This window comes from Streptomyces sp. NPDC048479 (assembly GCF_040651435.1).
Lineage (GTDB): Bacteria > Actinomycetota > Actinomycetes > Streptomycetales > Streptomycetaceae > Streptomyces.
This window is the reverse complement of record NZ_JBEZKA010000027.1, coordinates 12,287-35,742: the sequence shown is the minus strand read 5'-3', so window position 1 is coordinate 35,742 and position 23,456 is coordinate 12,287. Positions and strand designations below refer to the sequence as shown.

Below are 23,456 nucleotides of genomic sequence, written 5' to 3'. Positions count from 1 at the left end.
GGTGAACTGGTTGGCGGGGGCGGCCTGCAGGCCGGGCAAAGCCCGGCAGGCGGTCGTGGCCACCCTGGGCGAAGATCCCCGGATCACCTTCGAGACTGCGGACGCGGACACATGGCTCGACACCTACAGTGACCCTCGCCTCTCCCTCGCGTACGTCGACTGCCGCCCGGGCATGTTCCACCGCCTCATCGACCTGCCGGAGCCGGGCGGCCGGTACGTCGCGTAGACCTGATGACGCAGGCCACCTAACCCGCCGGCCACCAGCCATGTGCCGATGCCCACCTCGCACACGTGCCCGAGCAGCCCAACCGGCCTGCCACACCGCTGAGATGGGCGTCCAAGCCGGTGGTATGCGCACGGATCTGACGGTCTATCGTGGGCGGCATGTCCGCCCCTGAGCTGATCCGTATCGTCTCCCGCGACTCGCCCATGGCCCTGGCCCAGGTGGAGCGCGTCCGCGCCGAGCTGGCCGCGCTCCACCCCGCCACCACGACCGAGGTGGTCCCGGTCAAGACCACCGGCGACAAGTGGATGGGCGACCTCTCCCTGGTCGAAGGGAAGGGGGCGTTCACCAAGGAGGTGGATGCCGCCCTCCTCGCAGGCGAGGCGGACCTCGCGGTGCACTGCGTCAAGGACGTCCCCGCCGACCGGCCCCTCCCCGCGGGCACGACCTTCGCCGCATTCCTCAAGCGCGACGACATCCGAGACGCCCTCATCCACCCCGACGGCCTCACGCTCGACGACCTCCCGGCCGGCACAAGGATCGGCACCTCCTCCGTGCGCCGCGTCGCCCAACTCGCCGCTTCCCACCCGCACTTGGAGTGCGTTCCGTTCCGCGGCAACGCCAACCGGCGCATGGAGAAACTCGCCGCCGGCGAAGCCGACGCCCTCCTCCTCGCCGTTTCCGGCCTGGAACGCATCGGTCGCACCGACGTGATCACCGAGGTCCTCTCGCCCGAGGTGATGTGCCCGCCGATCGGAGCCGGAGTCCTCGCCCTGCAATGCCGCGAGGGCGACACCACCCTCATCGACACCGTCAGCACCCTCGGCGACCCTGACACCTACCGCGAGACCACCGCGGAACGTATGTTTCTTCACGTCCTCCAAGGCCACTGCAACAGCCCCATCGCCGGCTACGCCAAGGCTCATCGCAACGGCGACCTCTCCCTGCGCGCATGCGTGTTCACCCCCGACGGCAAGACCGTCCTCAACGCCCACGAATGGGCCGGCCCCCTGGACCCCGCCACCCTGGGCACATCCGTCGCCGTCACCCTGCTGCGCCAGGGCGCACGTGAGCTGATCGACAGTATCGCCCACTGAAGATCCCCTTCAGCTGCCATCAGCTGTGTGAGCGTTGAGATGCTGAAACGCAGGTTCAGGCCCAGGCCGGCCGCTCCTCACTCGCTGGCTTGACCGTGTGGGGCTGTGTGGCTCTTGGGGCGGCTCAGGTGGCGGTGGGCAGCTGGACGATTGAAGCGGGTGGGACGGGAGCCGCAGGCAGTTCGAGGGGTGGCCGCGACTTCGGCGGGCCGGGGGCACCGGTGCCTGGAGCCGCGCTCCGGGTGCGGTAGGTCGCCAGCCCCCACTGCTGGTCCACGATGAGTGTCAGTCCGTGGTCGGCGAAGTCGGGCAGCAGCCGTTGGATACGTGCCTTGAGTGCCCGAAGCGTCATGGGCAGGCAGGGTGTTCCCAGGAGCAGTCTCAGATGGTGGCAGCAGACGGGAGCCTGCGCTCTGGCGATCAGGTCGAACAGGAGGCGCTGGCTGGCGGTACTCCCCGCTGACCCACGCGGCACCGGCGTGGGCGGGTGGCGTCTCAGGTCGGCATGGATGCGCCAGGCCAGCTCAGCGGCCGGTCTCTGCCGGTCGAGGACGTCGAACGCCCCGGCTGTGAACGCGGCGACGGCATCCCGCCCTTCGTGCCGCAGTACGGCGACGGGGGCGATCAAAGATGCGGCCCGGACGAGCCTTGCCAGCCCGTCAGCCTCCGTCGTGGGCACATCGAGCAGGATCATTGCCGGTCTTCGGTCCAGTACGGAGGCGCAGGCCGACTCGCTTCCCCAACGCACAGCGGAGCCGAGCGCGAGACCCGCTTGGCCCAGCCTCAAGGCCAACGTCGAACTCGAGGTCTCGTCAACCGACACCAACGTCGGCATGTGTGCGCGGACGGGTGGGCACGGATGGATGCGCCGTGTTGTCTGGGTTTGCATCGATTAGGCCTTGTCCTGGACGTGGTCGGTTTCTGCGGCGCTCATTGCCGCTGCCGGAGAGGGAATTCGGGTCACGCCATTGCGGACCGCTGACGGCGAAGGGCAGGTAGCGGCTCCCTCCCCAGCGGCAGGGAAGAGCGCGCCCGGTCAGGCACCGCCCGGCTCGGCGCGGGCCGCAACGAGAGTGTCGATCTCACGGGCGTGAACCACGGCAGGTAGCGCACCGGGCGGGCGAGGGGCCGGCGAGAGCTCCGCACCGGGCGACCGGGCCACCTGTCTGGCTGTCTGACAGCTTCACGGGGCGATCCTGCGGGCCGTGAGGAGGCGCTGTCAAGGGCTACGGCGTGCGATCACGCACAGCTGTCCAGCCTCGGAGCCGGCGAGCCAACGAGCTTGTGCATGGTTGGCGGTGGCGCGTCGACGAGTATGAAATCGCGTGGGCGTCACATTTGGTGTCCGGCTATCAGGGTGGTGACTTGCTGCAGTCACTTCCTGGCGATGCTGCCGGTCGTCGCTCACCCGGCAGAATCCCGCACACTATTCGGAGTTGGGCCGGGCCCTCGCGCGCGGCGGCCCGAACTACCGCTTGTCGACGAGTCATTCGGTGCCCTGGACGCACGACGGGGGACTCGGTGTCGGCGGCACTTCACTCGTGCCGGCAGGGCCGTACGAGACTTACCAGCTACTTCAGCGTTCTATAACCACGGTCAGTGTGGGTAGCATCCGGCAGCAACACAGGTACGAGGAAAGAGAGCTGTCGTGCCGGAGAACAACCCCACCCTGAAATCCCAATATGCGAACCAAGTGGCTGCCGACATCGAGGCCAACGCGAGGGAACAAGAACGCCTCAAGTCCGAGGCTGCCGCACTGCATGACCAGCTTGAGGCGCTGCAACAGGATCACGAGATGCTGGTGAGCATGCAGGCAACCCTGGGGGCCGCCCCTGCCAAGGACACCCCAGCGGCAACGACCTCAGCGGTTCCCAGGGCGCGGCGCGCCAACGTGGTTGCCGGCAAGGGCAAGCGCCCCAAGAATGGGCCGAAGAGAAAGGCCGATGCGAAGGCACAACCTGCCGGGCCGCCGCTGCGTGAACTCGTCGTCGCCCTGCTCGCCGAGCACCATGAACCGCGGTCAGCAGCCGAAGTCACCAAGGAGCTGGCGCAGGCGCACCCGGAGCGCACGGTCAACGTCACACTGGTGCGCAACGCCCTGGAATCATCGGTCGCAAAGAACCAGAGCGAGCGCACCAAGCAGCAGAAATCCGTCTATTACAGCGCTCTCACCGGCAATCCCTCGGCGGAACAGCCGGCTCCTTCGTCCGGGTGAGACCTGGCTCGGCTTTTGACCTCCGGAGCTGACGGATTGCCCAGCGGGCTTGGGAAATTGCGTTGGCTTCACGATGTGTCCCAAGGCGACGAAACCGATGCCAATGGCCAGAAAAGACGGGGAGCGGGCGCTCCGGCTGAGCACCATGAGAATGGCGCCTGCTCCCCAGAGCCGGGGGCAGATGAAGACCCCGGTCAGCGCCGGCGCGGCTCGGCCGGGCTCACCGCCCCGCCGGCTGGGCGGGCAGTTTGAAGATGTGCTGCGGGGTCACGATGCTGGTGATCGCCTGGCCGAAGAGAGTGCTTGGTTCAGAGCCCTTGTAGCCGATGTCCGTGTTGAGGAGCACGACCAGGGTCGCCTTCGACTCCGGCAGGTAGACGACCAGGGACTCGTAGCCGGGCAGCGAGCCATTGTGGCCGATCCAGCCCGCGACGTTGAAGATGCCCAGGCCGTAACCGGTGTTCGGCAGGCCGCTCGGGCTCATCTTCAGGCGCTGGGCCTGCGTGGCGGGGCGGAGCAGAGTGCCGGTGGCGAGGGTGCCGGCCCAAGTACGCATGTCGTTCAGGTCGGAGATCATGGCTCCGGCGGCCCAGGCCCAGGAGGGGTTCCAGTCCGTCGCGTCCTCGGTCTTGCCGGTCGCCGTCTGGTTGGTGTAGCCGTGGGCGTGCGGGGCCGGGAACTCCGCGGCCTTCGGGAAGAGCGTGTGGTCCAAGCCCGCCGGTGCGACGACGTTCCGGTTGATGAACTCCGCGAGGGGCTGACCGCTGACCTTCTCCACGGCGAGGCCGACCAGGATCAAGTTGGTGTTGCAGTACTCGAACTTCTCACCGGGCTGGAACTGCACGGGGTGCTTGAAGGAGTACGCGAGCAACTCCTGCGGCGTGAACGGTCGTCGGGGGTCGGTTGTCAGTGCCTTGAAGAAGTCGGGATCCATGGTGTAGTTGAAGAGTCCGCTGCGCATGCCCGCCAGCTCGCGCAGAGTGATCCGGTCTCCGTTGGGGACACCGTCCACGTACTTCCCGATCGGGTCGTCCAGGCTGACTTTGCCCTGGTCGACCAGCATGAGCAGGGCAGTCACGGTAAAGGTCTTGGTTTCGCTCCCGAGCCGCATGTTCAAGCCGGTGGACATGGGCGCGCCCGTCGCCTTGTCTGCGACCCCGAACGCGCGGACGTAACTGCCCTTGCCGGGAGCCCAGAGTCCAACCGTCACGCCGGGCACGTGCGCTTCGCGCATGACCTGTGTGACTGCCTTGTCCAACTGCTTGGCCACAGCGGGAGTGAGTTGCGGGAAGTCGGACGAGGACGATGAGGATACGGCTGGTGCCGGGGCGGGTTGGGAGTACGCGGATTCCGCGGACACCGAGATCATCAGCAGCCCGGCCGCCACGGCGCCCGCCGCCCCCCTGCGCAGCCGTGTGTGCAAGCGCGTCATGAGCCGGCTCCCGTCATGAGAGGACAAAGCTCCAAAAGAATCGTAGGCCCTGGTCACAGGTCCAGCGACTTGAGCGGTTTTCCGCGCGCACCTTGGGGAACTCCTGCTCTTCCTGCTCCTGACGCTGCGGTTGTCGCGGGCGTAGGTTCCGAACTGTGGCTGCTGGATGAGCTATGGCTGTTGGACGGCTGCGCGCTGGCGGGCCGTTCGTACGGCGGCGGAGAGATGGTCGATGTCGTAGGCGCCGTGGTGGCGTACTCCGTTGATGAAGAAGGTCGGCGTCCCGGACACGCCGCTGTGGTCGGCGGATTCCACGTCCTCGGCCACCCGCGCGGCGCCCACCCGCTTCCGCAGGTCGTGCTCGAAACGCTGGACGTCCAGGCCGAGCTCTGCCGCGTAGCCGACCAGATCGGAGGCCTTCAGGGCGTCCTGGCGTTTGAGGAGGAGATCGTGCATCCGCCAGAAGGCACCCTGGGCGGCTGCGGCACAGGACGCTTCCGCGGCCAGTTGGGCATGGGGGTGGACATCGGTCAGGGGCAGATGCCGCCATACGTAGCGGACATCCCCGAAGCCGGCCAGGAGAGCGCGAATGACGGGTTCCGCCTTACCGCAGTAGGGGCATTCGAAGTCGCCGTACTCGACCACGGTCACCGGTGCGTCCCGGGGTCCACGGATGTGATCGCGTTCGTCGTCGACAGCCGAGGCCAGGTCGACGATGCCCTCCGTCGCGCCCAACAGTGCACGAATCTGCGTACGGCGCGGTAGCAGTCCGATCACGGCCGTGACCGCCCAGGTGAGGGCGAAGGCACAGACGACCGCTGCGAGGATGCCGATCTTCGCTTCTTCGAGCTGGTCGCCGGTGAAGGCGAGGGTCGCGATCAGCAGGGACACGGTGAACCCGACGCCCGCGATGGTGCCGCCGGCCGCCGTCGCGCCCCAGCCGACCGGCGGACGCACCTGTCCGTGGCTGAGCCGGCTCGCCAGCCACGACATACCGAGGACCGCAACCGGTTTGCCCAGGACGAGGGCGAGCAGGATGCCCATGGTGACCGGCGACCCCACCACAGCCGACAGCTGCTCGGCGCCGACGGGAATGCCCGTGTTGGCCAGCGCGAACAGCGGCACGATCACATAGCTGGTCCACGGGTGGAACATCTGCTGCAGCCGTTCGTTCGGCGAGATGGCCGATGCCAGTCCCTGCCGTACCGAGCGCTCGAGCTCCGGCGTCGGCTGTTCACGGAACAGCCGGAACAAGCCGCTCGCGCGCTCCAGGTCGCTGCGGGCCGCCGGATACGCGTACGTGAGCAGTCCAACGGCCAGACCGGTGACGACAGGGTCGACGCCGGACTTCAGCAGTGCCGTCCATGTCGCGACGCCGAGCAACGCGTACACCGGCCCTTGGCGTACACCGGCGGCCCGCAGCAGCAGAATGCCGCCGAAGAGGCCCAGCGCCACCAGGAGTGCGGCCACGGCGATGCGGTCGCTGTAGGCGACGGCGATGACGCCGAGCGCGACGAAGTCGTCGACGACGGTGACCGTGAGGATGAAAGGGCGCAGGCCCGTCGGCAGGCGCGAGCCGAGCAGGGCGAGCATCCCCAGGGCGAAGGCGGTGTCCGTGGACATTGCGGCGCCCCAGCCGTGCACCGAGGCGTGGCCGCTGTTGATGCCGAGGAAGATGGCAACCGGTACGAGCATGCCGGCGATGCCGACGAGCAGGGTCAGTGTCACGCGTCGCCGCTCGCGCAGCTCGCCCATGTCGAACTCTCGGCGTGCTTCGAGTCCGACGACAAAGAAGAACAGCGTCATCAGACCGTTGTTGACCCAGTCGCGCAGGCTGAGCGACACGCCGTGGGAACCCACCTCGATCGACAGGTGCGTGCCCCAGAAGGCTTCGTAGGAGGTCGGCCCGATATTTGCCCAAGCAAGCGCCGCCACCACCGCGACCAGCAGGAACGTGGCACTGCCCGTCTCAGTCCGCAGGAAATCGCGCCACGGCGTTCGCATGGCGTCGCCGCAAACGGTCTGCCCGGCCAGGCCGGGAGCCGCTGAAGGTTCGGTCACTTCGTGATTCTCTCCCGCATCCAGCGGTTGGGCCTGCTGTCGCGCACTCGTCACCGTGTCGCACGCCGGGTCGCATTGGCCCGACACGCCTCATGTCTCAGGGTTCGATGACGAGCAGTTCGATGTGGCCGCCGCGGAGCGTGAACTGGTAGCGCAGATCGACGACCCCGCCCGGGAAGTTGCCTTTGAGATGGTGAGTGGCGATGTGGCGGGTGCCGTCGACCTCTTGGGCACCGGTGAGCTCGATGGTGTACGTGTATTCGCCGGCGGAGCGGGTCAGCCACTTCTCGATCGCTGCGCTGCCGTTGTAGGTGTGGCCGTCGTCAATCACCGTTGCGTCAGCGGCGAACGCGGTGATCGCCGTGGCGGTGTCGTGGGCGCGATGGGCCTTGAGGTAGCGGGTGATCGCCTCGGGGAGTGCGGCCGGCTCGATGGGCCGGCCCGGGGCCTGGTTGGCGTTCGTTGTGGTCCTGACTGTGGTTGTCGGCGGATTTCAGACGGCGTGGTTTCAGACGGCGTGGTTTCAGACGGCGTGTTCTCAGGCCGCGTGGTTTCAGACGGCGGGGGTGGTGCCGCCGTCGATGACGAGGGGACATCACACGGGATCCGATCCCGGGCACGGGCTGGCCACAGCCCCGCTCCCGTCGTAACTGCTAAGATAGAAGCTAGTAACTTCGACTTTAGCAGCAACTCATTGGAGATGGTCACCTTGGCGAGCCGGATCAGGCTGGAGGACCGCGAGTGCCCGCTGTCCACGACGGTGCAGCATGTCGGCGAGTGGTGGACGCTGCTGATCCTCCACGACGCTTTCGACGGCTACACCCGCTTCGACCAGTTCCAGGACAGTCTGGGCATCTCTTCGAGCATGCTCACCGCCCGGCTCAAGACGCTGGTCGCCGACGGCCTGCTGGAACGCCGCCCGTACCAGACCAACCCCGTACGCCACGAGTACGTCCTCACCGAAATGGGCCGCTCCCTGCGCCCGGTGATCGTGGCGCTGGCCGCATGGGGCAACGCCCGCCTCGACCCGTCCCAGCGCAGCATGATCCTTGTGGACGCGAAGAGCGGCGAGGAGGTCGAGCCCATAGTTGTCGACGCCGTGACCGGCCACCGGCTCGATGACAGTGACGCGTACCGCTTCACCGCGGGCCCCGCCGCCAGTGACGCAATGCGCGCCCGCTACGCCAACAACCCCGAAGGTCGCAGGCGACCGGCGTAGCCGCTTGAGGGGCGAGGCGTTCACCGACGCCCCCGGCGCCGGTCGGGCAGCAGAGTCAGCTGCTCGCCGTGGGTTGCTCGGCGGGCTCGGGCACGATGCGGTGCAGACCCTTGCGGTCGTAGTACGTGGTCATGGCGAAGCCGAAGAGCAGGGCGGCCACCAACCCGATGCCCATCATGGTCCAGCCCCGGGTGAGGCCGGCATCGGCGCGGGCGTCGAAGTACAGGATCGCCCGGACGCCGTCGGTGAGCTGGCGCATTGGCTCGAAGTAGGACAGCACGCGATAGAAGGTGGGCAGTGCCTGCAGCGGGATGGTGGCTCCGGAGGACGGCAGCGACAGGGCGATGAAGACAAACATGCTCATCAGCTGCCCGATCCCGCCGAACGCGGCGTTCAGGGCCTGGACGCCGACCCCCACCGTGGCTGAGGCGCACACCGAGAAGAGCCAGAGCAGCGGGATGTGGGGGGCGTCCATCCCCAGGATCGCGACACTGGCGAGGAGGATCAGACTGGATGTCAGCAAGGACAGTACGACCGACATCGCGCAGGTGACCATGAGCATGTGCGTGCGCGAGATGGTCACCGTGGGCCGCTGTCTGCGCAGGGGCCCGATCTCGCTGGCCGCGTAGCCGAGGCCGACGTCGACGCTGTTGCTGATCACGTTGCCGCCCAGGAAGCCGACCAGGACCAGCAGCAGCGTGTAGTAGAAGGCACTCAGCCCGAGGCCGCTGTGCGTGCCGATCGGATGACCGACCTTCACCTCGACCGAGACCGGATCGGCGAGCAGGAGCCGCTCGGCGTTGGTCACTTGACCGTCTCGGGCCTGGAGGCGCTCAGTGAGCGAGCGGCCCAGTTGCTTCGATGCGGCGTGTGCTGCCTGTTGGGCGATCGAGGTGGCCAACGACGCGCCCAGGCTGCCGGCCGAAGGATTGGTCAACACGGTCATCGTCGGTCTGTCCGGGGCCTTTTGCCCGGTGGTCTCCAGCGCAGCCACCGAGGCGGAGAAGTTCTGTGGCACCTCGAGAACCCCGTACAGCTTGCCCGAGGCCAGGCCGTCTCTGGCCTCGGCCGCGTCCAGCACCCGCCAGGAGACCTGGTCCCTGGGGTCGGGTGAGGTCTTGATGCCCGCGGTGATTCGCGCTCCCAGGTTCACCCGCTGTTCCATCACCGTGGCGCCCCGGTCGGCATTGACCATCCCGATGGGCATGCGATGCAGATCGCTGCGCGGGTTGAGGATGCCACCCAAGTAGATGAGGGAGAGCAACAGGGACAGCACTCCGACAATGACCGTGGGCAGCACCCAGATCTTCGGGTTCCGCAGCACCTGCCCCACGGTCGTCCCCGGCGGGTGTTGGTTCGAAGGCATGACTCTCCTCGGGAAAGCAGCCGGTGTACCGAAGGTCCGCACACGGCCTCTTGCGACAGTTAAGTGAGGCCTGTCGGCGACGGCGAGGCGCCTCGCCGGGTCGCTCGCGGGACGTTGTCGGCGGCGGAGTGCGGAGCCAGGTCGAAGGCGCCGTTCCTGTTGCATGGGAGCCGGCCGGCTGACGGTGGCATGCGGCGGCAGATCCAGAACCTGCTCATCCTGGCGGGCGGTGAGATCCCGGCCCCTTCGATCCGCTGCGCACCGAAGAGCGACTGACGGCGGCGGGCGTCGGTATCGACGACCTCGACGGCATCGAGAACTGCTTCGACGGCGAGCAGCCGTACACCGCGGAGCGGATCGGTGCGGCCCTGCACCCGAGCGACCCGAACACGCCCATCCTCATGCTCGACGCCCGCTCCCGCGAGGACGTCCACGGTGCCCTGCTGTCGCTCCTGGACATGCTCATCGCCAATGCGGAGACGGTAACTTCCGGCTGACGGTCATGAGGTGCGGTGTCGGGTTCGGGGGGCGGAGCAGTCCGTGTCCCGGGCCCGCTCCCGCGCCTTGCTCAACGCGGGTGCGGGCAGTGCGCTGCGCCTTCGGTCTCTCAAGGTGCCCGCTTGTTCATCCAGGACGTGTCTTCGCCGCTGTGTCCCAAAGATCCAGCCTCCCAAGCGCGCGCATCGCGGCGGGCGAACGTACCCCGACTCTGCAACGTGAAGCCGCGAACGGGGCAGGAATGCAGGGGAGTTGGTGGACGTCACCTACGAGACGGCCGCCTCATCGTCACGACGCCACCCCGGACGATGGGCGCTATACCTTTCGTTGGAGCAGAGCCACGGTCAGACCCGAGAGGCGTTCCGACCCATAGTTCTTGTACAAAGTGCGCAGTACCCATGCCTGACTTGCCGGGACCGCATCCAGCGGATCCGGCTTGTTGCCCGGAACCACCAGCCAGATCCGGCTCTCGTCCTTCAGACACCTGGCCGGCTCCATGCAATAGACCGGAAACAGCTCGTCGTTGTCGGCAGCCGGGGTGGCCAGGAAGACTTCCCGCATCTCCACGTCGCGCGGAAGGTAGTAACGAACGCCCTGGTCGAGCATCCAGGCCGGGCCCTCCCTGTTGTAGACCACCGCGTCCCCTGGGCGGTGGTACTTCATGATGGTTTCCGCGGCTCCCACGTAATCCGTTGGTACGTCGTCGTGGTGTGCGTACTCCTCTCTCAATTTGTGCTGGTCAGAGAGTACAAGCAGAGCGATTGCGGTCAGGGCTGCCGTGACCGCCACCCGGGACGTCGTCGCCGCGGCGAGTCCGGCCCCCGCCAGCACCGCCCAGGCCGGCAGGGTGAACAAGAGGTACTGGAAACGGAAGTAGGAGATGTCTCCGTGGGAGGCCACCCACAGCACCAGTGGGGGCAGCACGGCCAGGGCGGCGCACAGCAGGAGGGCTTCGCGGCGCTTCCTGGGTGCCACCACCGCCAGCGCGATCATCGCTCCGGCACACAGGCCTGAGGCGAACATCTTCGGCCAGATATCGACCAGACCCCACGCGTCCGGCCGAGGGACGTACCAGAGCTGCTGGGACACCTGCGACCTGCCCGACAGCAGCACCGGGATCACGCAGGCCGTACCAGCCAGGACCGCGAGGCAAAAGCCCCACAGTGCCCAGCGCTCGTGCCGAGCTCGCAGGACCATTGCGACCAAGTGCGGCAGCAGGACGGTCAGCGCCACCAGATGCAGCAGTCCGACGACCGCCACACAGAGGGAATACCCTGCCCAGCGTCTCCAGCTTCGAGGCACGTCCAAGGCCCGGAGCAGCAGGAGTGTTGCCAGGCCGACTGCCAGGACCACCAGGGCATAACTGCGGGCCTCCTGGGCGAACCGGCTCACGGCAGGGATCAGGGCGAACAACAGTCCGCCGCACATCCCGGCACGTCGGCCGAACAGCCTATGCCCGATCAGTGCCACAAGAGCAGCTGTTCCGGCCATGGCGAGCGCAGAGGGCAGGCGAAGGGCCAGGGGCGAATCTCCGAAGACCGTCATCCACCCGTGCATCAGAACGTAGTACGTGCCGTGCACCGCGTCCACGTTGTGCAGGGTGGCCAGGATCTGCCCGAAGCTGCGCTTGGCCACGTTCCAGGTGACCAGCTCATCAGTTACCAACTGCGGGGCGTCGATGCGGAACCCGGTCACTGCCAGGGTGGCCAGTGTCGGCCACAGCCACAGCCACAGGCCGGCCAGCCACCTGGTGGGTGGTTGCTGCGCCTTGCTCGGCTGAACCTCTGCACCTTCAGTGGAACGGGTAAGAATCGCCATGGGACAGCCATATCGCCGCCGCGAAGCCTCCTGGGCCAGCCACAGGGTCGTGGAGCCGCATTTCGCCCGATCGAGTGCGCAGGCACGCCGACCGCGCGGCGGCACATCGTACGGCGGCCGTTGCGATCACAGCGCAGGACATCCGCATGACGATGACGTCGCCAGGCTGTTCCCGGCCTTCGGTCTACCACTGATGCTTTGAAGCCGAGCGCTGTCGGACCGCCATCGCGGCTCCGGCACGAGGAGGCGCCGTACTCCGGTCTTCATACCCGCCCCCCGCGCCAGCGGATGGCGACGGCACCGGCGAAGTCGCCGGCGTGGGCGAATCCCCCCAGCACCACCAGGTCGCCGTCCTCGAGGCGCTGTGAGCGGATGGCACGGTCCAAGGTGATCGGGATCGCCGCTCCGAATAGATTCCCGCATTGATCGAACGTGTGCAGGTGCCGTTCGGCCGGCAGTTGCAGGGCTTCGCGCCAGTTCCGCAGGAACGTTCGGTTGGGCTGGTTGGTGATGAACACGTCGATCTCGGTGGTGGCCACCCCGAGACGCCCGCACAGGTCCGTGACCACCTCCGGCACGAGGCGGTTCCCGCGTGCCAGGACCTTGGCGACGCCGGCCTCGGTGAATCCGATCCGCAGCTGGGACTCCCCGGGCTCCCAGTACTTGCGGCCGTCGTCGAGCATCACGGTCATGTCGCCGGCGTAGGCACCGATGTGCCGGGTCTCCACGTCCAGCACCGGGGCGCCGGCCGAGGTCGTCACGTATCCCACGCCGCAGCCGTCGCCCGGGATCGCGGCCTGGGCGAGCCTGCGCACCTCGGACTGGGTGAACCACTGGCCTGCGGCGCTTTGCGCGTTGCAGATCAGGGCGGTCCTCGCATCGGTGGTGGTAAGGAGCCGACGGGCCAGCTTGAGCATGTACACGAATGACGCGCAGCCCGCGTTGGCCACGTCGATCAGCCATTCCGGGTGCAGTCCCAGCCGGCGCGCCACTTCGGTGCCCGCGCCCACGAACGGGAGGTCCGGCACCTGGCTGTGCACCAACAGCACATCCACGTCGCGGATCTCGTCCCTGCCGTGCCGTTCGATCAGGGGCTGTACCGCGCGCTCGATCATGTCTGCGTTGGTCTCGTCCGCGGCCACGTGGTGACGTAACGGCGGGACCTTGAACATGGGGTGGTCGCGGAGCTTGTCCTCGGCTCCGGGGTACTCGGTGTAGAACTCCGCGGGGACCGGCTCACCGGGAAGGTAGCTTGCGACATCGGTGAGGCTGACCGTGTTCACCGCATCACCGCCGTCGCAGGCGGCACGCTGACGGGCAGGCCGCCGCGGTGGCGGTACTCCAGGATTGCCTTGAGGTTTCTCATCTCCACGGTGTGGCCCGCGTAGAACAGATCCCAGTAGTCGCCCACCCACGGCCGCTCCGGGCGGGGCGCCGTCTCCGGGTGGGGGTTGTCGTCGTAGTACGGGTGCCGGCAGTTGGTCCAAGTGATCACCGACCCCGGCTTGTTGAGCACCAGCGGGGCCGGGACGACGCGCATCAGGTAAATCATCCACAGCTTCTCGCCCTGGTCCCAGGAGCAGTGGTAGTCCACGGTCATGGCCTCGGGGTTGGCCACCACCTTGCAGTAGATCCTGGTGTCGTCCTCCAGCCGGTCATGGCCGACCCACAGTCCTGGGGTGCCGGCGGGCGCGAAGCCCCGCAGGCTGCAGGTCCACTCCTCCAGGTGGTGGCCCTGGCGCAGGTAGTCATAGGCCTGCTCCGGCGGACAGTCGACGTGCTCGTGGATGGTGCAGTACTGCCCGTAGACCTGGTGGTGCGGATAGACCGCGCGGGTGAGGTCCATGCAGTGGGCGGTCAGCTCCTCCTTGCCGGTGTTCTCGATCCGCATCAGGCCGGGGATGTCAGCCAACGTGGACGGGTCCGCGCTCATCGGAACTCTCCTCGCTCTCGGTGCTTTCAGTGCGTTGGGTGCTTTCGGTGAAGGACAGGAAGGGAAGGAACGGCGGGATCTCCCGGGCATCACAGTCCAGCGAGATGAACGCCGGGCCGCTGCGCGCGTTGCTGCGCAGCAAGGCCTGGCACAGCTGCGCGGCGTCGCCGGCCCATGTGGCCCCAAGAGCCGGGAAGGCGGCGGCCACCCCGGCGGCGATATCTGTCCGGGCGAACAGGTCGTTGCTGCGGACGCCGCCCTGGAAGAGCTCTTCGCGGATGGCGCACATGCCATGGGCGTTGTTGTTGAAGATCACGAAGGTCACCGGTGCGGCGTACTCAACGGCGGTGTGCACTTCCATCCCGTGCATGAAGAACGCTCCGTCGCCGGCGAGTACGTAGGTGCGTTGGCCCGTGGCCAGCGCGGCGCCGATGCCGGCACCGAAGGTGTAGCCCATGCCGCCCATGCCGACCGCCACCACGAAGCGGCCGTGGCGCGGTGCGGGAAGCAGATGCACCGCGCTGGCACCTGCGTTGCCGGCGTCCACGAAGACGTGCGCGTCCTGGGGGAGTGCCGCCTCGACCGCGGCGACCGCCTCGGCGTAGGAGAGGGTTCCACCATCGGCCTGCGCAACCGGCGTCGGTGGGGGCGTCGGTAGGGGACCGGCGTGCTCCGGGCAGGGAAGCGGGCGCGACGGGAGCTGCCGGGCCACTGCGCGCAAGGTGTCCCGCAGGTTCCCGCCCAGCGCGATGCCGGCCACGAACGGCGGTTCGGGATCGATGCAGACGACCGGGGTGGCGGCCAGGGCCTGGTCCAGTCCGCCGCGTGCCAGTACCGGCAGCCGGGTGCCAACCAGCACGCAGAAGTCGGCCCGCCGCAGACAGTCTTCGACATTGGTATGCCCCATCACCCCGGCTACACCTGCGAACCGGGGGTCCCGGTTGTCGAACACATCCTTGGCGTCCGGGGTGACCGCCACCCAGGCCCCGAGCCGCCGGGCCAGCTCCGCCAGCTCCCCGCGCGCATCCGCGGCGGCCACCCCTTCACCGGCAATGACGAGGACACGGCTCGCGCCGCGAAGCGCGGCCGACACAGTGTCCCGGGCCTCGGCTTCGAGCCCCGCAGTGGACGCGGCCGACGCGGTCGCCGCCTGCACGAGCGGCGTCGGCGTCACGTCGCGAACGGGCACATCGATCTGTGCCTGCTGCACGTCCTTGGGCAGCAGCAGCACCGCCGGCCCCTTCGGATCGGTCTGTGCCGCCGCGACCGCCCGGGGCAGCAACTCCGCGAACAGGTCCGCGTCATCGACCCGGGCGCAGAACCGGGAGACGGGTGTGAACACCTCCATGGCGTCGAAGGAGCCTGCCTTGCCGCTGGAGTCCTGGAACGCCCCCCGGCCCTCCTGGCCGGTGGGCGGCTGTCCCACGAGAGCCAGCACCGGCACCCGTGAGGCGTACGCCTCCGCCAGACCTGGCACAAGATTCATCGCGCCGCCGCCCGAGGTGGCTGCGACAACGCCGAGGCGCCTCGTGGCGCGCGCGTATCCGTCGGCCATGGTGACGGCGGAGAACTCGTGCTTGGCGACAACGCCGCGGATGGTGCTGCTGCGGTGGACGGCGTCGTACAGGTCCTCGATGTTCGCACCGCCGACGCCGAAGAGGTGGGTGACGCCGGCCCTGGTCAACTCTGCTGCCAGGTAGTCGACAAGGCGTACCCCGCATCCCTCGCGAATCTCGCGTGGCGTGGCTGTCATACGGAGCTCCTGTCAGCTTGGTCGGGCTGGACCATGAGGCCGGACGGCGAGATGATCTGAAAGCGGTGTCGGTACTCGTTCGGGGTGAGCCCCAGGGCTCGTCCGAAGGAGCGGAAGAAGGTCTCGGGGGCCGCGAATCCGCAGCGGCGCGCTACCTGGCCGACCGTCAGATCGGTGGTCTCCAGCAGCTCGCGGGCGCGGGCGATACGCGTCCGCTCGACGTATTGGCCGGGGGGCGTGCCCACCTCGCGCCGGAACACCCGGGCGAAATTGCGCAGGCTCATATTGGCCCGCTGGGCGATCTCGGCCACGGGCAGCGGGTCCTCCAGGTTGTCCAGGATCCACTCCTGTGCGGCCCGGATCGGCGCGTGATCGGCCAACTGGGCGTCGAGGACGGCACTGAACTGCGACTGTCCTCCGTGCCGCTTGAGGAACAGCACCAGAAACCGTGCTATCTGCAGTGCGAACGCCGCGCCGTGGTCGGCCTCCACCAGAGCGAGGGCCATGTCGATGCCGGTCGACACTCCCGCCGAGGTGACGAACCGGCCGTCCCAGATGAAGATCGGCTGAGGGTCCACCGTCACGTTCGGGTAGCGGTAGGCCATCTGCTCGCAGTACGCCCAGTGCGTGGTGGCGCGCCGCCCGTCGAGCAGGCCCGCCTCGGCCAGCAGAAAAGATCCGCCGCATACGGACGCGACTCTCCGCGACCGGGCGGCGGCCTCGCCGATCCACGAGACCAGCTCCCGGTTCCCGAGCGCGTCGTTCAGGCTCCATCCGCCCGGGACGAGGAGGGTGTTGATCGGGCCCTGACCCGCCTCCAGCGGGGCGGCTTCGATCACCACCCCTGAGCTGGTCCGCACCAGTGGCGCATCGGTGGAGACGAACTCGATCCGGTAGGGGGCACCCGACTCGGGGAGCAGCCGGTTGACGGTATCGAACACTTCAATGGGTCCGGTGACGTCCAGGGCCTGCGCACCGGAGTAGACAACCACCACAACACGTCGCTCTAACACGGTCACAGCCTGTATCCGGCGTCGAACTGGCCGCAATGACAGCTTGTTGACGAATCCGGCCACCGGGCAGTCAGCGACTGCTGGAGCGAGGCGCTGACCAGGTAGTTCGCGCACATGACCGGCAGGCGCGGGTGAGGTAGGTCACAGCAAGCCTCGCTGCCCGCGCAGGGGTGATGAAGGCGCGGAGGCCAGGGAGGTGTTGCTGATCCGTTCGCGATCCGCCGCGCGTAGGTCCCCGAGTCAGTCAACCTTTGCGCGCGCAGCAGCCTGCGCCTGAGTACGCCTTCGACCTCACTGGGGCCTCGTCAGGGACGGCAGGCGCAGCCGGAATCGGGTGTGGCCGGGGCGACTGGTCACATCGACCTCGCCGCCGTGTGCGGCGACGACCGCTTCGACGATGGCGAGCCCGAGTCCCGTTCCCCCCGCGCTGCGGGAACGGCTGAGGCCGGCACGCGTGAAGTGGTGGAAGACCTCGGGGACCGGCAGACGGTAGTGACGCTCGCGCTTCGCGATCTCGGCGGTCAGGCCACGGAGCTGGTATTCACTCAGGAGCACTTCGCCACTGAGGAGCGCTACGCCCTGAACGAGGAGGGCTGGGTTCAGAGTCTCGACAGCTGGAGAGGCTGATGTCGGCAGACGCGTCGGCATGACGATCCATGACGCGGCCGGCATGCGGGTGCCGTTCCCAAGGAGGACTGGCACGAGGCCGATGCGTACCGCGTCGACGAGTCCGGGCCCCGGGTGCCGGGCCAGCTGGCCGGGACCGAGGCCGACGGTCTTGTCGCCGACTTCCGCCTTGGCCAGGAAGCCCGGGAGAGGGCCGGCAGTTCTTTCGCGGAGGGTGCCTCCCGCCCACTCGGCGAGTTCGCCGTTTGCCCCCCAGCGATAGAGGGGCAGTGCCCTCAGCTGATACCCGTCGGCCTGCTGCTCCGGTGCGCAGCCGTCGTCGGCCGGTCGATGCCTGGGCAGGCGGCACCGTTACCGTTGCCGTGATCCTGCTCTGGCTCCGCGCGTGCCCCCTGGGACAGCCCTCAGGTCTTCGGCTGGGTGAAGCGAATGCTGTTGCCGAAGGGGTCGCGGAGGCCGCAGTCGGTTCCGTACGGACGATCGGTGGGTTCCTCGGTGAACTCCACGCCCCGGCCCAGCAGCGTCTCGTACGTCTTGCGGCAGTCGTCCGTGCTGAAGATGAGATGGCCACCCATCACCCCCTTGGTCACCAGCTCGCGGACCTGCTGCGCCGTCTCCTCGGACATCGCCGGAGCGCCCGGCTTCTCCAGCAGGATCTGGCGCTCCGGGTGACCGGGGACGCTCACGGTCAGCCAGCGCATGAAGCCCAGGTCGACGTCGGCGTTGACCTCCAGGCCAAGCTTGCCGACGTAGAAGTCGAGGGCCTCGTCCTGGTCGAGGACGTAGATCTGTGAGTGCGTGATGGCCTTGAACATGTGCATCACGCTACCGGGCAAGCCGGACGAAAACTTGTCCAAAACTGCTCAGTCGACGGACGGGTACGGGCAGTGCGGACGATCAGGAGCTCGGCCGCATCCACGCCATCGTGAAGCACGTCGGAACGGCCGTGGCCGCCGCTTCCTTGCGGTACGTCCTCGGTGACCGGCCGACGATGTCGCGGAATGTGCGGCTGAAGGTTCCCGGGCTGCCGAAGCCGACTTGGAAGCAGATGTCCGTCACGCTGTGGTCGGTCTCCCGCAGCAGGAACATCGCACGCTCGACACGGCGGCGCTGCAGGTAGCGGTGCGGCGTCTCGCCGAACGTGGCCCGGAAGGTGCGCGTGAAGTGCGCCTCCGACACATGGGCGATCCGGGCCAGCGCCGGGACGTCCAGCGGCTGCGCGTAGCCGCGGTCCATCGCATCCCGTGCCCGAAGCATGCGGCGGTTGGACTCTTCTGCAGCGCGGCTCACGGCGCCATCACACCACGGTTCTCCGCCGTCCGTGACAGATCCGGTGACCTATTCGTTCCGCCTCTTAGGTCGTCGTGCCCATGGCCGACACGCCTCCGCGGCTCGCGGAAGCCTGTCGGCCATGGTGGCCAGTCGGTGCGTCACATCGTGATGCCCGGCTGGGACCCCGCCGGTTGACGGTGTCAGGCCTGTGCGTCCTCAGGGATGGAGACCAGCCACCTCGTGTCACGGCGCGGCCGCAGGTAGAAGACCCAGTACAGGGTGGCGACTGCCGTGATCCCCCCGGTCCACAGCAGGTAGGTCATTTCCTGCTGGCTGAGGATGTACGCGAGCACGGCGATCAGCAGGACCGGCATGGCGGGCCACAGAGGCATCCGCCAGGCGGGCTGGGCGGCGTGCGAACCACGTCGGGCGAGCAGTGCGGCTACGGCGACCAGGAGGTACATGCCGGTGACGGAGACGCCGGTGACGCCGTAGAGGGTGTCCAGGTTCACGAAGCACAAGAGCGCTCCCGGAACGCCCACCACGAGCGTGGCGACCCAGGGGGAGCCGAAGCGGCCGAGCTTTGAGAGCGCGTTGTTCACGGGCTGGGGCCAGGCCTTGTCGCGGGCCGAGGCGAACAGGACGCGGGAGTTCTGGATGACCATGACGATGCCCGCGTTGATGATCGCGAGGGCCACGCAGAGGCTGACGAAGGTGCCGACGGCAGAGTTGCTCCACGCGGTGACCATGCCGCTGATGTCGCCGCTCGTGAGGGCCGCGAGGTCAGGGGCGCCCATGGTGATGGCGATGACCGGCACCAGGATGATCACGGCGGAGATGGCGAGGGTGGTGAGGACGGTGCGGGCGACGTTGCGGCGCGGGTTGTCCAGTTCCTCGGAGAGGTAGACGGCGGTGGAGAAGCCCTGCGTGACGAAGAGCGCGATGGCCAGCCCAGAGACGATCAGCATCGCCGTGACCGGGTCGGTCTTCCCGTCGGAGCCGGCCACCGTCAGGTCGACGAGGCTGCCCGCGCCGCGCTCGGAGTGCGCGAAGCCGAGGACGGCGACGACGGCCGCGGCGATCACTTCGAGCACCAGGAAGACGCCGGTGATCCAGGCGTTGGCCCGCAGGTCGAGCAGGCCGGCCAGGGTGGCGAGCAGCATCACGCCGGCGCCGGCGTAGGAGGGGTTGAGGTGGACGATCGGGGCGAGGTAGTCCGCCGTGCCCATGGCGATCACCGGCGGCACGATCACCACGACGAGGAGGGACAGCACGAAGACGAGCCAGCCTGCGAGCCGGCCGGCCAGGGTCGACACCATGGCGTACTCGCCGCCGGCACTCGGGATGAGGGTGCCGAGTTCCGAGTAGCAGAAGGCGACGGCGATACAGAGCAGCGAGCCGATCGCGATGGTGAGCGCCGTCGCCGTACCGAGGCTGGAAAACAGGTCGGGGACAACGACGAAGAGCGTGGAGGCGGGCGTCACGCAGGACAGCGTGAGCAGAGTGCCGCCCACCACACCGATGGAGCGCTTGAGCTTCTGAGGACTGCTGCCATCCGCCGCCTCGGGCACTTCAAGGACTTCGTCGGGGACGGGGGTGCGAAGCGTCTCGGTCATGGAGTGGTGGTTCCGATCGATTCGTGCGACGGGTGTCGAGCGGGAGCGCTATCGCCTCCGGGCGGCTGTGTACTGGGTAGAACCTGCTCCCGAGGCGCCATGGAACCTTGCGGAAACCGCAACGTCAACGCTCATTTGCCTACGGAATCCGTAGCTACATCTCAATCAGATTTTCGGCACTTCCATGGCAGTCCACGTCATGGGAATCGATTGAGCAGATCCAGATGGGTCATGACCATGTAATCGAAGCCATTCTGGATCACTGGCTTGCGTCACCCGTTTTATGTGGCTGTTGCGATATCCGAAGCAGCAGTCCATAAACTCGGCGTGATCTGTCCACTGTCCGGACCGCGCCCGCAGCCTGCCGGTCGCGTTGCATGGCACTCACCCGACGGTCGGCACCGTGACGATGCCTCGGCGGTCCGGCCCAGGGCTGGGCCCCTCGGCGCACAGCATCGGAAGCTGCCTGTCCAGCGGTATCGGAGCACCATGAAGGTATGGTCCGAGCCAACGAGGAGGTTGAATCACTCCTGGAGGAGTACGCCGACCTGATCGCGATCAGCGGTGGGGATGCCTTCAAGGCGCGTGCCTACGAAAAGGCCGCACGTGCCATCGGCGGCTACCACGCGGACGTCTCGAAGCTCGACGCCAAGGGCCTGCGGGACATCCCCAACGTGGGCAGATCGATCGCCGACAAAATCGTCGAGTATCTGCAGTCCGGTCACGTCGCCACCATCGAGGAGACCAGGGCATCGATCCCCGCCGGCGTCCGCGAACTGATCACCATCCCCACGCTCGGGCCCAAGAAGGCCATGGTCCTGTACGAGGAGCTGGGCATCACCTCCGTGGACCAGCTGCTGGACGCCATCCGCGAGGAGACGCTGCGCGACCTGAAGGGCTTCGGTGAGAAGACCGAGGAGAACATCCTCCACGGCATCTCCCTGATGCAGGAGGCCGGCGGTGGCCGGATCCTCATCAGTGCCGCGATGGACATCGCGGAGCACATCGTCTCCGAACTGTCCGGGACCCCCGGATGTGAACGGTGCACCTACGCGGGATCGCTGCGCCGTATGAGGGAGACGATCGGGGACATCGACATCCTGGTGGCGGCGGAGCGGTCGGCGCCATTCATGAAGGCCCTGAGCAACCTTCCGGACACGGCCGAGGTCATCGCGCACGGGGAGAAGAAGACGTCCATCCGTACCACCAAGGGCCTCCAGGTGGATCTGAGGGTCCTTCCGCCCGCATCCTGGGGAGCGGGACTGCAGTACTTCACCGGATCCAAGGCGCACAACATCCGCACGCGCGAGATCGCGGTACGCCACAAGCTCAAGCTCTCCGAGTACGGGCTCTTCCACGCCGAGAGCGGCAAGAGGATCACTGCGGACACCGAGGAGGACATCTACGCCAAGCTCGGCCTGCCCTGGATACCGCCGCCCCTGCGTGAGGACCGGGGGGAGATCGCGGCAGGACTGCGCGGCGAACTCCCCGACCTCCTGGCCGAGAACGACATCAGGGGTGACCTGCACACCCACACCGACCTCACCGACGGCCTCGCCCCACTGGAGGACATGGTCGCCGCCGCTGCCGACCGCGGCTACGCGTACTACGCGATCACCGACCACGCTCCGAACCTCTATATGCAGCGCATGACCGACGAGAAAATCCTCGCGCAGCGCGAGCGCGTACGCGAACTCGACCGGAAGCACCACGGGATGCGGCTTCTGCACGGGACAGAACTCAACATCGGCCCGGAAGGGGAGGTCGACTGGCCGGACGACTTCCTGGAGGGCTTCGACCTGTGCGTGGCGTCTGTCCATTCACACTTCAACCAGAGCCGACAGGCGCTCACCCGTCGGCTCGTGCACGCCTGCGAGAACCCGAACGTTGCCATCATCGGCCACCCCACCACTCGCCGGATAGGTAAGCGCCCCGGCATAGACGCCGACTTCGACGCGGTCTTCGAAGCCTGCGCGAGAACGGGCACCGCCCTTGAGATCAACGCGCATCCGGAGCGTCTCGACCTCTGCGACGAGGACATTCTGCGCGCGAAGCGGTACGGAGTGAAGTTCGCGGTGAACTCGGACGCGCACTCCACCACGCATCTGCCGTACATGCGCTACGGAGTGGGCACGGCGCAGCGCGGATGGCTGACGAAGGACGACGTCATCAACACATGGCCGCTTACCAAGCTGCGACGTTTCCTGCGCAAGGTTGGCGCTCGGGCGTAGGAGTCAGGAGTCACGAGCGCCGCTGCCCTGCCGCTGGTGTCGGCCATGAATCCGGCGCCGGCTACGCGGGGCGCCGGTGCAGGGGGCGGGGCTTTGGACGGAACGTGCTGGGGAGGGGCAGCGTCACCCAGATGGTCTTTCCATACGGCAGCGTCGGGGACCAGGACCACGTGTCGCTCAGCGCATCGATCAGTGCAAGCCCTCTGCCCCCGAGCGCCAAGGCGTCGGGGTCGCGCGGGCGCGGCGGATCCGGGCTCGGATCGGCCACGGCGCAGACGAGATGTCTGGGATGCCGGAACAGGCCCAACCAGAGGGGGTAGTCCTCGGCGTCCGCCGCAGTGTGTGTCAAGGCGTGCTGGACGGCATTGGTGACGAGTTCGCTGACGACCAGCTCCGTATCGGGAACAAGCGGTTGCAACGCCCACCTGTTCAGGGTCATGGTGACGAACTGCCGTGACTGACGCGCGTTCTGGAGCTGGCCGTCCAGGCCGCAGGCGGCGAACAGGCCGGGGCCGGAGCATTCGTCGTGGCCGAGGTCCGTTGAGTCTGCACACAGGCCTTGGGGCAGCGGTGTTGTCTCGCGGCCGTCACACCGACGAGGCACCTCTTGCTCGACCCTCATCGTCGAAGAGGCTGACATGTGAGTCGTCACTGGTCATGTCCCCCTGCAGGCTTCGGTGTTCGATGCTGCGGCAGCTGATGAAGGACGAGTATTGTCGAGCGCGCCCTGAGAATGCAATTGCATCTGAGATTGCATGGCCGGTTCCGGGGCGAACGGATGTACGAGCGGGGAGGGGCTGGCGGGCATGGAGTTCTCCAACGGCATACGGGTGGGTGCGCTGAATTCGGTGACGTGGATCAAGAGCAGTTACAGCAACGCCACGGGAAACTGCGTGGAGATGGCGGCTCTGCCGGACGGGAACGTAGCCGTGCGCAACTCCCGTGATCCGCAAGGGCCGACCCTCGTCTACACCAGGGAGGAGATCGCTGCCTTCGTGGCGGGAGCACGAGCCGGCGATTTCGACTCCATGATTGGCTGAAAGAGAGTGGTGGCCGACCGGTTCCCCCTGGCTTGCTCCTGC

General features: G+C 67.6%; 21 protein-coding genes and 1 pseudogene. 6 read left to right on the top strand and 16 right to left on the bottom strand.

Translation table 11 applies throughout. The features are described from left to right. Positions 1-55 precede the first annotated feature (55 nt). Both AB0D12_RS32215 and hemC read left to right on the top strand, forming a co-directional pair. Positions 56-226 (top strand): hypothetical protein, encoded by a 171-nt coding sequence (locus AB0D12_RS32215; protein ID WP_362690718.1) that lies wholly within the window; start codon positions 56-58, stop codon positions 224-226. Positions 227-384: 158 nt separating this feature from the next. Continuing rightward, the gene (gene hemC, locus AB0D12_RS32210) at positions 385-1,320 is read left to right on the top strand and encodes a hydroxymethylbilane synthase (RefSeq protein WP_362690715.1); all 936 of its coding nucleotides are present in this window, start codon (positions 385-387) and stop codon (positions 1,318-1,320) included. A 124-nt stretch (positions 1,321-1,444) separates the two neighbouring features. Here the strand turns inward: hemC and AB0D12_RS32205 are convergent, their stop codons facing one another. Further along, positions 1,445-1,999 carry a hypothetical protein gene (locus AB0D12_RS32205; protein WP_362690712.1) on the bottom strand — a complete coding sequence of 185 codons (555 nt, stop codon included), beginning with the start codon at positions 1,997-1,999 and terminating at the stop codon, positions 1,445-1,447. 969 nt (positions 2,000-2,968) lie between these two features. Here AB0D12_RS32205 and AB0D12_RS32200 point away from each other — a divergent pair. Beyond that, positions 2,969-3,535, top strand: a complete 567-nt coding sequence (locus tag AB0D12_RS32200; RefSeq protein WP_362690709.1) for a hypothetical protein — start codon at positions 2,969-2,971, stop codon at positions 3,533-3,535. 220 nt (positions 3,536-3,755) lie between these two features. Here AB0D12_RS32200 and AB0D12_RS32195 read toward each other — a convergent pair whose 3' ends face one another. The 3 genes from AB0D12_RS32195 to AB0D12_RS32185 all read right to left on the bottom strand — a co-directional run bounded on the left by AB0D12_RS32195 (position 3,756) and on the right by AB0D12_RS32185 (position 7,434). Further along, positions 3,756-4,967, bottom strand: coding sequence for a serine hydrolase domain-containing protein (locus tag AB0D12_RS32195; protein ID WP_362690706.1), 1,212 nt, complete (start codon positions 4,965-4,967; stop codon positions 3,756-3,758). Between the two features lie 171 nt (positions 4,968-5,138). Then, positions 5,139-6,971, bottom strand: a complete 1,833-nt coding sequence (gene nhaA / locus AB0D12_RS32190) for a Na+/H+ antiporter NhaA (RefSeq protein ID WP_362690835.1) — start codon at positions 6,969-6,971, stop codon at positions 5,139-5,141. A 154-nt stretch (positions 6,972-7,125) separates the two neighbouring features. Next, a complete protein-coding gene (locus AB0D12_RS32185; RefSeq protein ID WP_362690832.1) occupies positions 7,126-7,434 on the bottom strand; it encodes a nuclear transport factor 2 family protein in 309 nt (102 codons plus the stop codon). A gap of 294 nt (positions 7,435-7,728) precedes the next feature. Here AB0D12_RS32185 and AB0D12_RS32180 point away from each other — a divergent pair, with 294 nt between their 5' ends. Continuing rightward, positions 7,729-8,247 (top strand): helix-turn-helix domain-containing protein, encoded by a 519-nt coding sequence (locus tag AB0D12_RS32180; RefSeq protein WP_362690829.1) that lies wholly within the window; start codon positions 7,729-7,731, stop codon positions 8,245-8,247. A 55-nt stretch (positions 8,248-8,302) separates the two neighbouring features. Here AB0D12_RS32180 and AB0D12_RS32175 read toward each other — a convergent pair whose 3' ends face one another. The 11 genes and pseudogenes from AB0D12_RS32175 to AB0D12_RS32125 form a co-directional block, all read right to left on the bottom strand. Continuing rightward, entirely contained in the window at positions 8,303-9,613 is a 1,311-nt protein-coding gene (locus AB0D12_RS32175) for a DUF3533 domain-containing protein (RefSeq protein ID WP_362690703.1), read from the bottom strand. 59 nt (positions 9,614-9,672) lie between these two features. Next, a complete protein-coding gene (locus tag AB0D12_RS32170; protein ID WP_362690700.1) occupies positions 9,673-9,987 on the bottom strand; it encodes a hypothetical protein in 315 nt (104 codons plus the stop codon). 439 nt (positions 9,988-10,426) lie between these two features. Continuing rightward, on the bottom strand, positions 10,427-11,929 hold the full coding sequence (locus AB0D12_RS32165; protein ID WP_362690697.1) for a glycosyltransferase family 39 protein: 1,503 nt from the start codon (positions 11,927-11,929) through the stop codon (positions 10,427-10,429). Positions 11,930-12,192: 263 nt separating this feature from the next. Next, positions 12,193-13,212, bottom strand: coding sequence for a ketoacyl-ACP synthase III family protein (locus AB0D12_RS32160; protein WP_362690694.1), 1,020 nt, complete (start codon positions 13,210-13,212; stop codon positions 12,193-12,195). Next, positions 13,209-13,862, bottom strand: a complete 654-nt coding sequence (locus tag AB0D12_RS32155) for an SRPBCC family protein (RefSeq protein ID WP_362690691.1) — start codon at positions 13,860-13,862, stop codon at positions 13,209-13,211. Before AB0D12_RS32155 ends, AB0D12_RS32160 begins: the two co-directional genes overlap by 4 nt. Next, complete coding sequence (locus tag AB0D12_RS32150; protein WP_362690688.1) at positions 13,834-15,615, bottom strand: thiamine pyrophosphate-binding protein; 1,782 nt, start codon at positions 15,613-15,615, stop codon at positions 13,834-13,836. Before AB0D12_RS32150 ends, AB0D12_RS32155 begins: the two co-directional genes overlap by 29 nt. Beyond that, the gene (locus tag AB0D12_RS32145; protein ID WP_362690685.1) at positions 15,612-16,628 is read right to left on the bottom strand and encodes a GlxA family transcriptional regulator; all 1,017 of its coding nucleotides are present in this window, start codon (positions 16,626-16,628) and stop codon (positions 15,612-15,614) included. The genes AB0D12_RS32150 and AB0D12_RS32145 overlap by 4 nt, the downstream gene beginning before the upstream one ends. 291 nt (positions 16,629-16,919) lie before the next feature. Further along, positions 16,920-17,102: pseudogene (locus tag AB0D12_RS32140) on the bottom strand (ATP-binding protein); the annotation flags it as partial. 557 nt (positions 17,103-17,659) lie between these two features. Beyond that, a complete protein-coding gene (locus tag AB0D12_RS32135) occupies positions 17,660-18,070 on the bottom strand; it encodes a VOC family protein (protein WP_362690682.1) in 411 nt (136 codons plus the stop codon). An 82-nt stretch (positions 18,071-18,152) separates the two neighbouring features. Next, positions 18,153-18,545: an AraC family transcriptional regulator gene (locus tag AB0D12_RS32130; RefSeq protein ID WP_362690679.1), complete on the bottom strand. Its 393-nt coding sequence runs from the start codon at positions 18,543-18,545 to the stop codon at positions 18,153-18,155. 182 nt (positions 18,546-18,727) lie between these two features. Then, positions 18,728-20,143 (bottom strand): APC family permease, encoded by a 1,416-nt coding sequence (locus tag AB0D12_RS32125; protein ID WP_362690677.1) that lies wholly within the window; start codon positions 20,141-20,143, stop codon positions 18,728-18,730. 497 nt (positions 20,144-20,640) lie between these two features. Between AB0D12_RS32125 and polX the strand changes: the two genes are divergently transcribed. Next, a complete protein-coding gene (polX, locus tag AB0D12_RS32120) occupies positions 20,641-22,374 on the top strand; it encodes a DNA polymerase/3'-5' exonuclease PolX (protein ID WP_362690675.1) in 1,734 nt (577 codons plus the stop codon). A 61-nt stretch (positions 22,375-22,435) separates the two neighbouring features. On the opposite strand, the gene AB0D12_RS32115 is transcribed toward polX, so the two are convergent. Continuing rightward, positions 22,436-22,996, bottom strand: a complete 561-nt coding sequence (locus AB0D12_RS32115; RefSeq protein ID WP_362690672.1) for an ATP-binding protein — start codon at positions 22,994-22,996, stop codon at positions 22,436-22,438. Between the two features lie 184 nt (positions 22,997-23,180). Between AB0D12_RS32115 and AB0D12_RS32110 the strand changes: the two genes are divergently transcribed. After that, entirely contained in the window at positions 23,181-23,414 is a 234-nt protein-coding gene (locus tag AB0D12_RS32110; RefSeq protein ID WP_362690826.1) for a DUF397 domain-containing protein, read from the top strand. Positions 23,415-23,456: the final 42 nt, after the last annotated feature.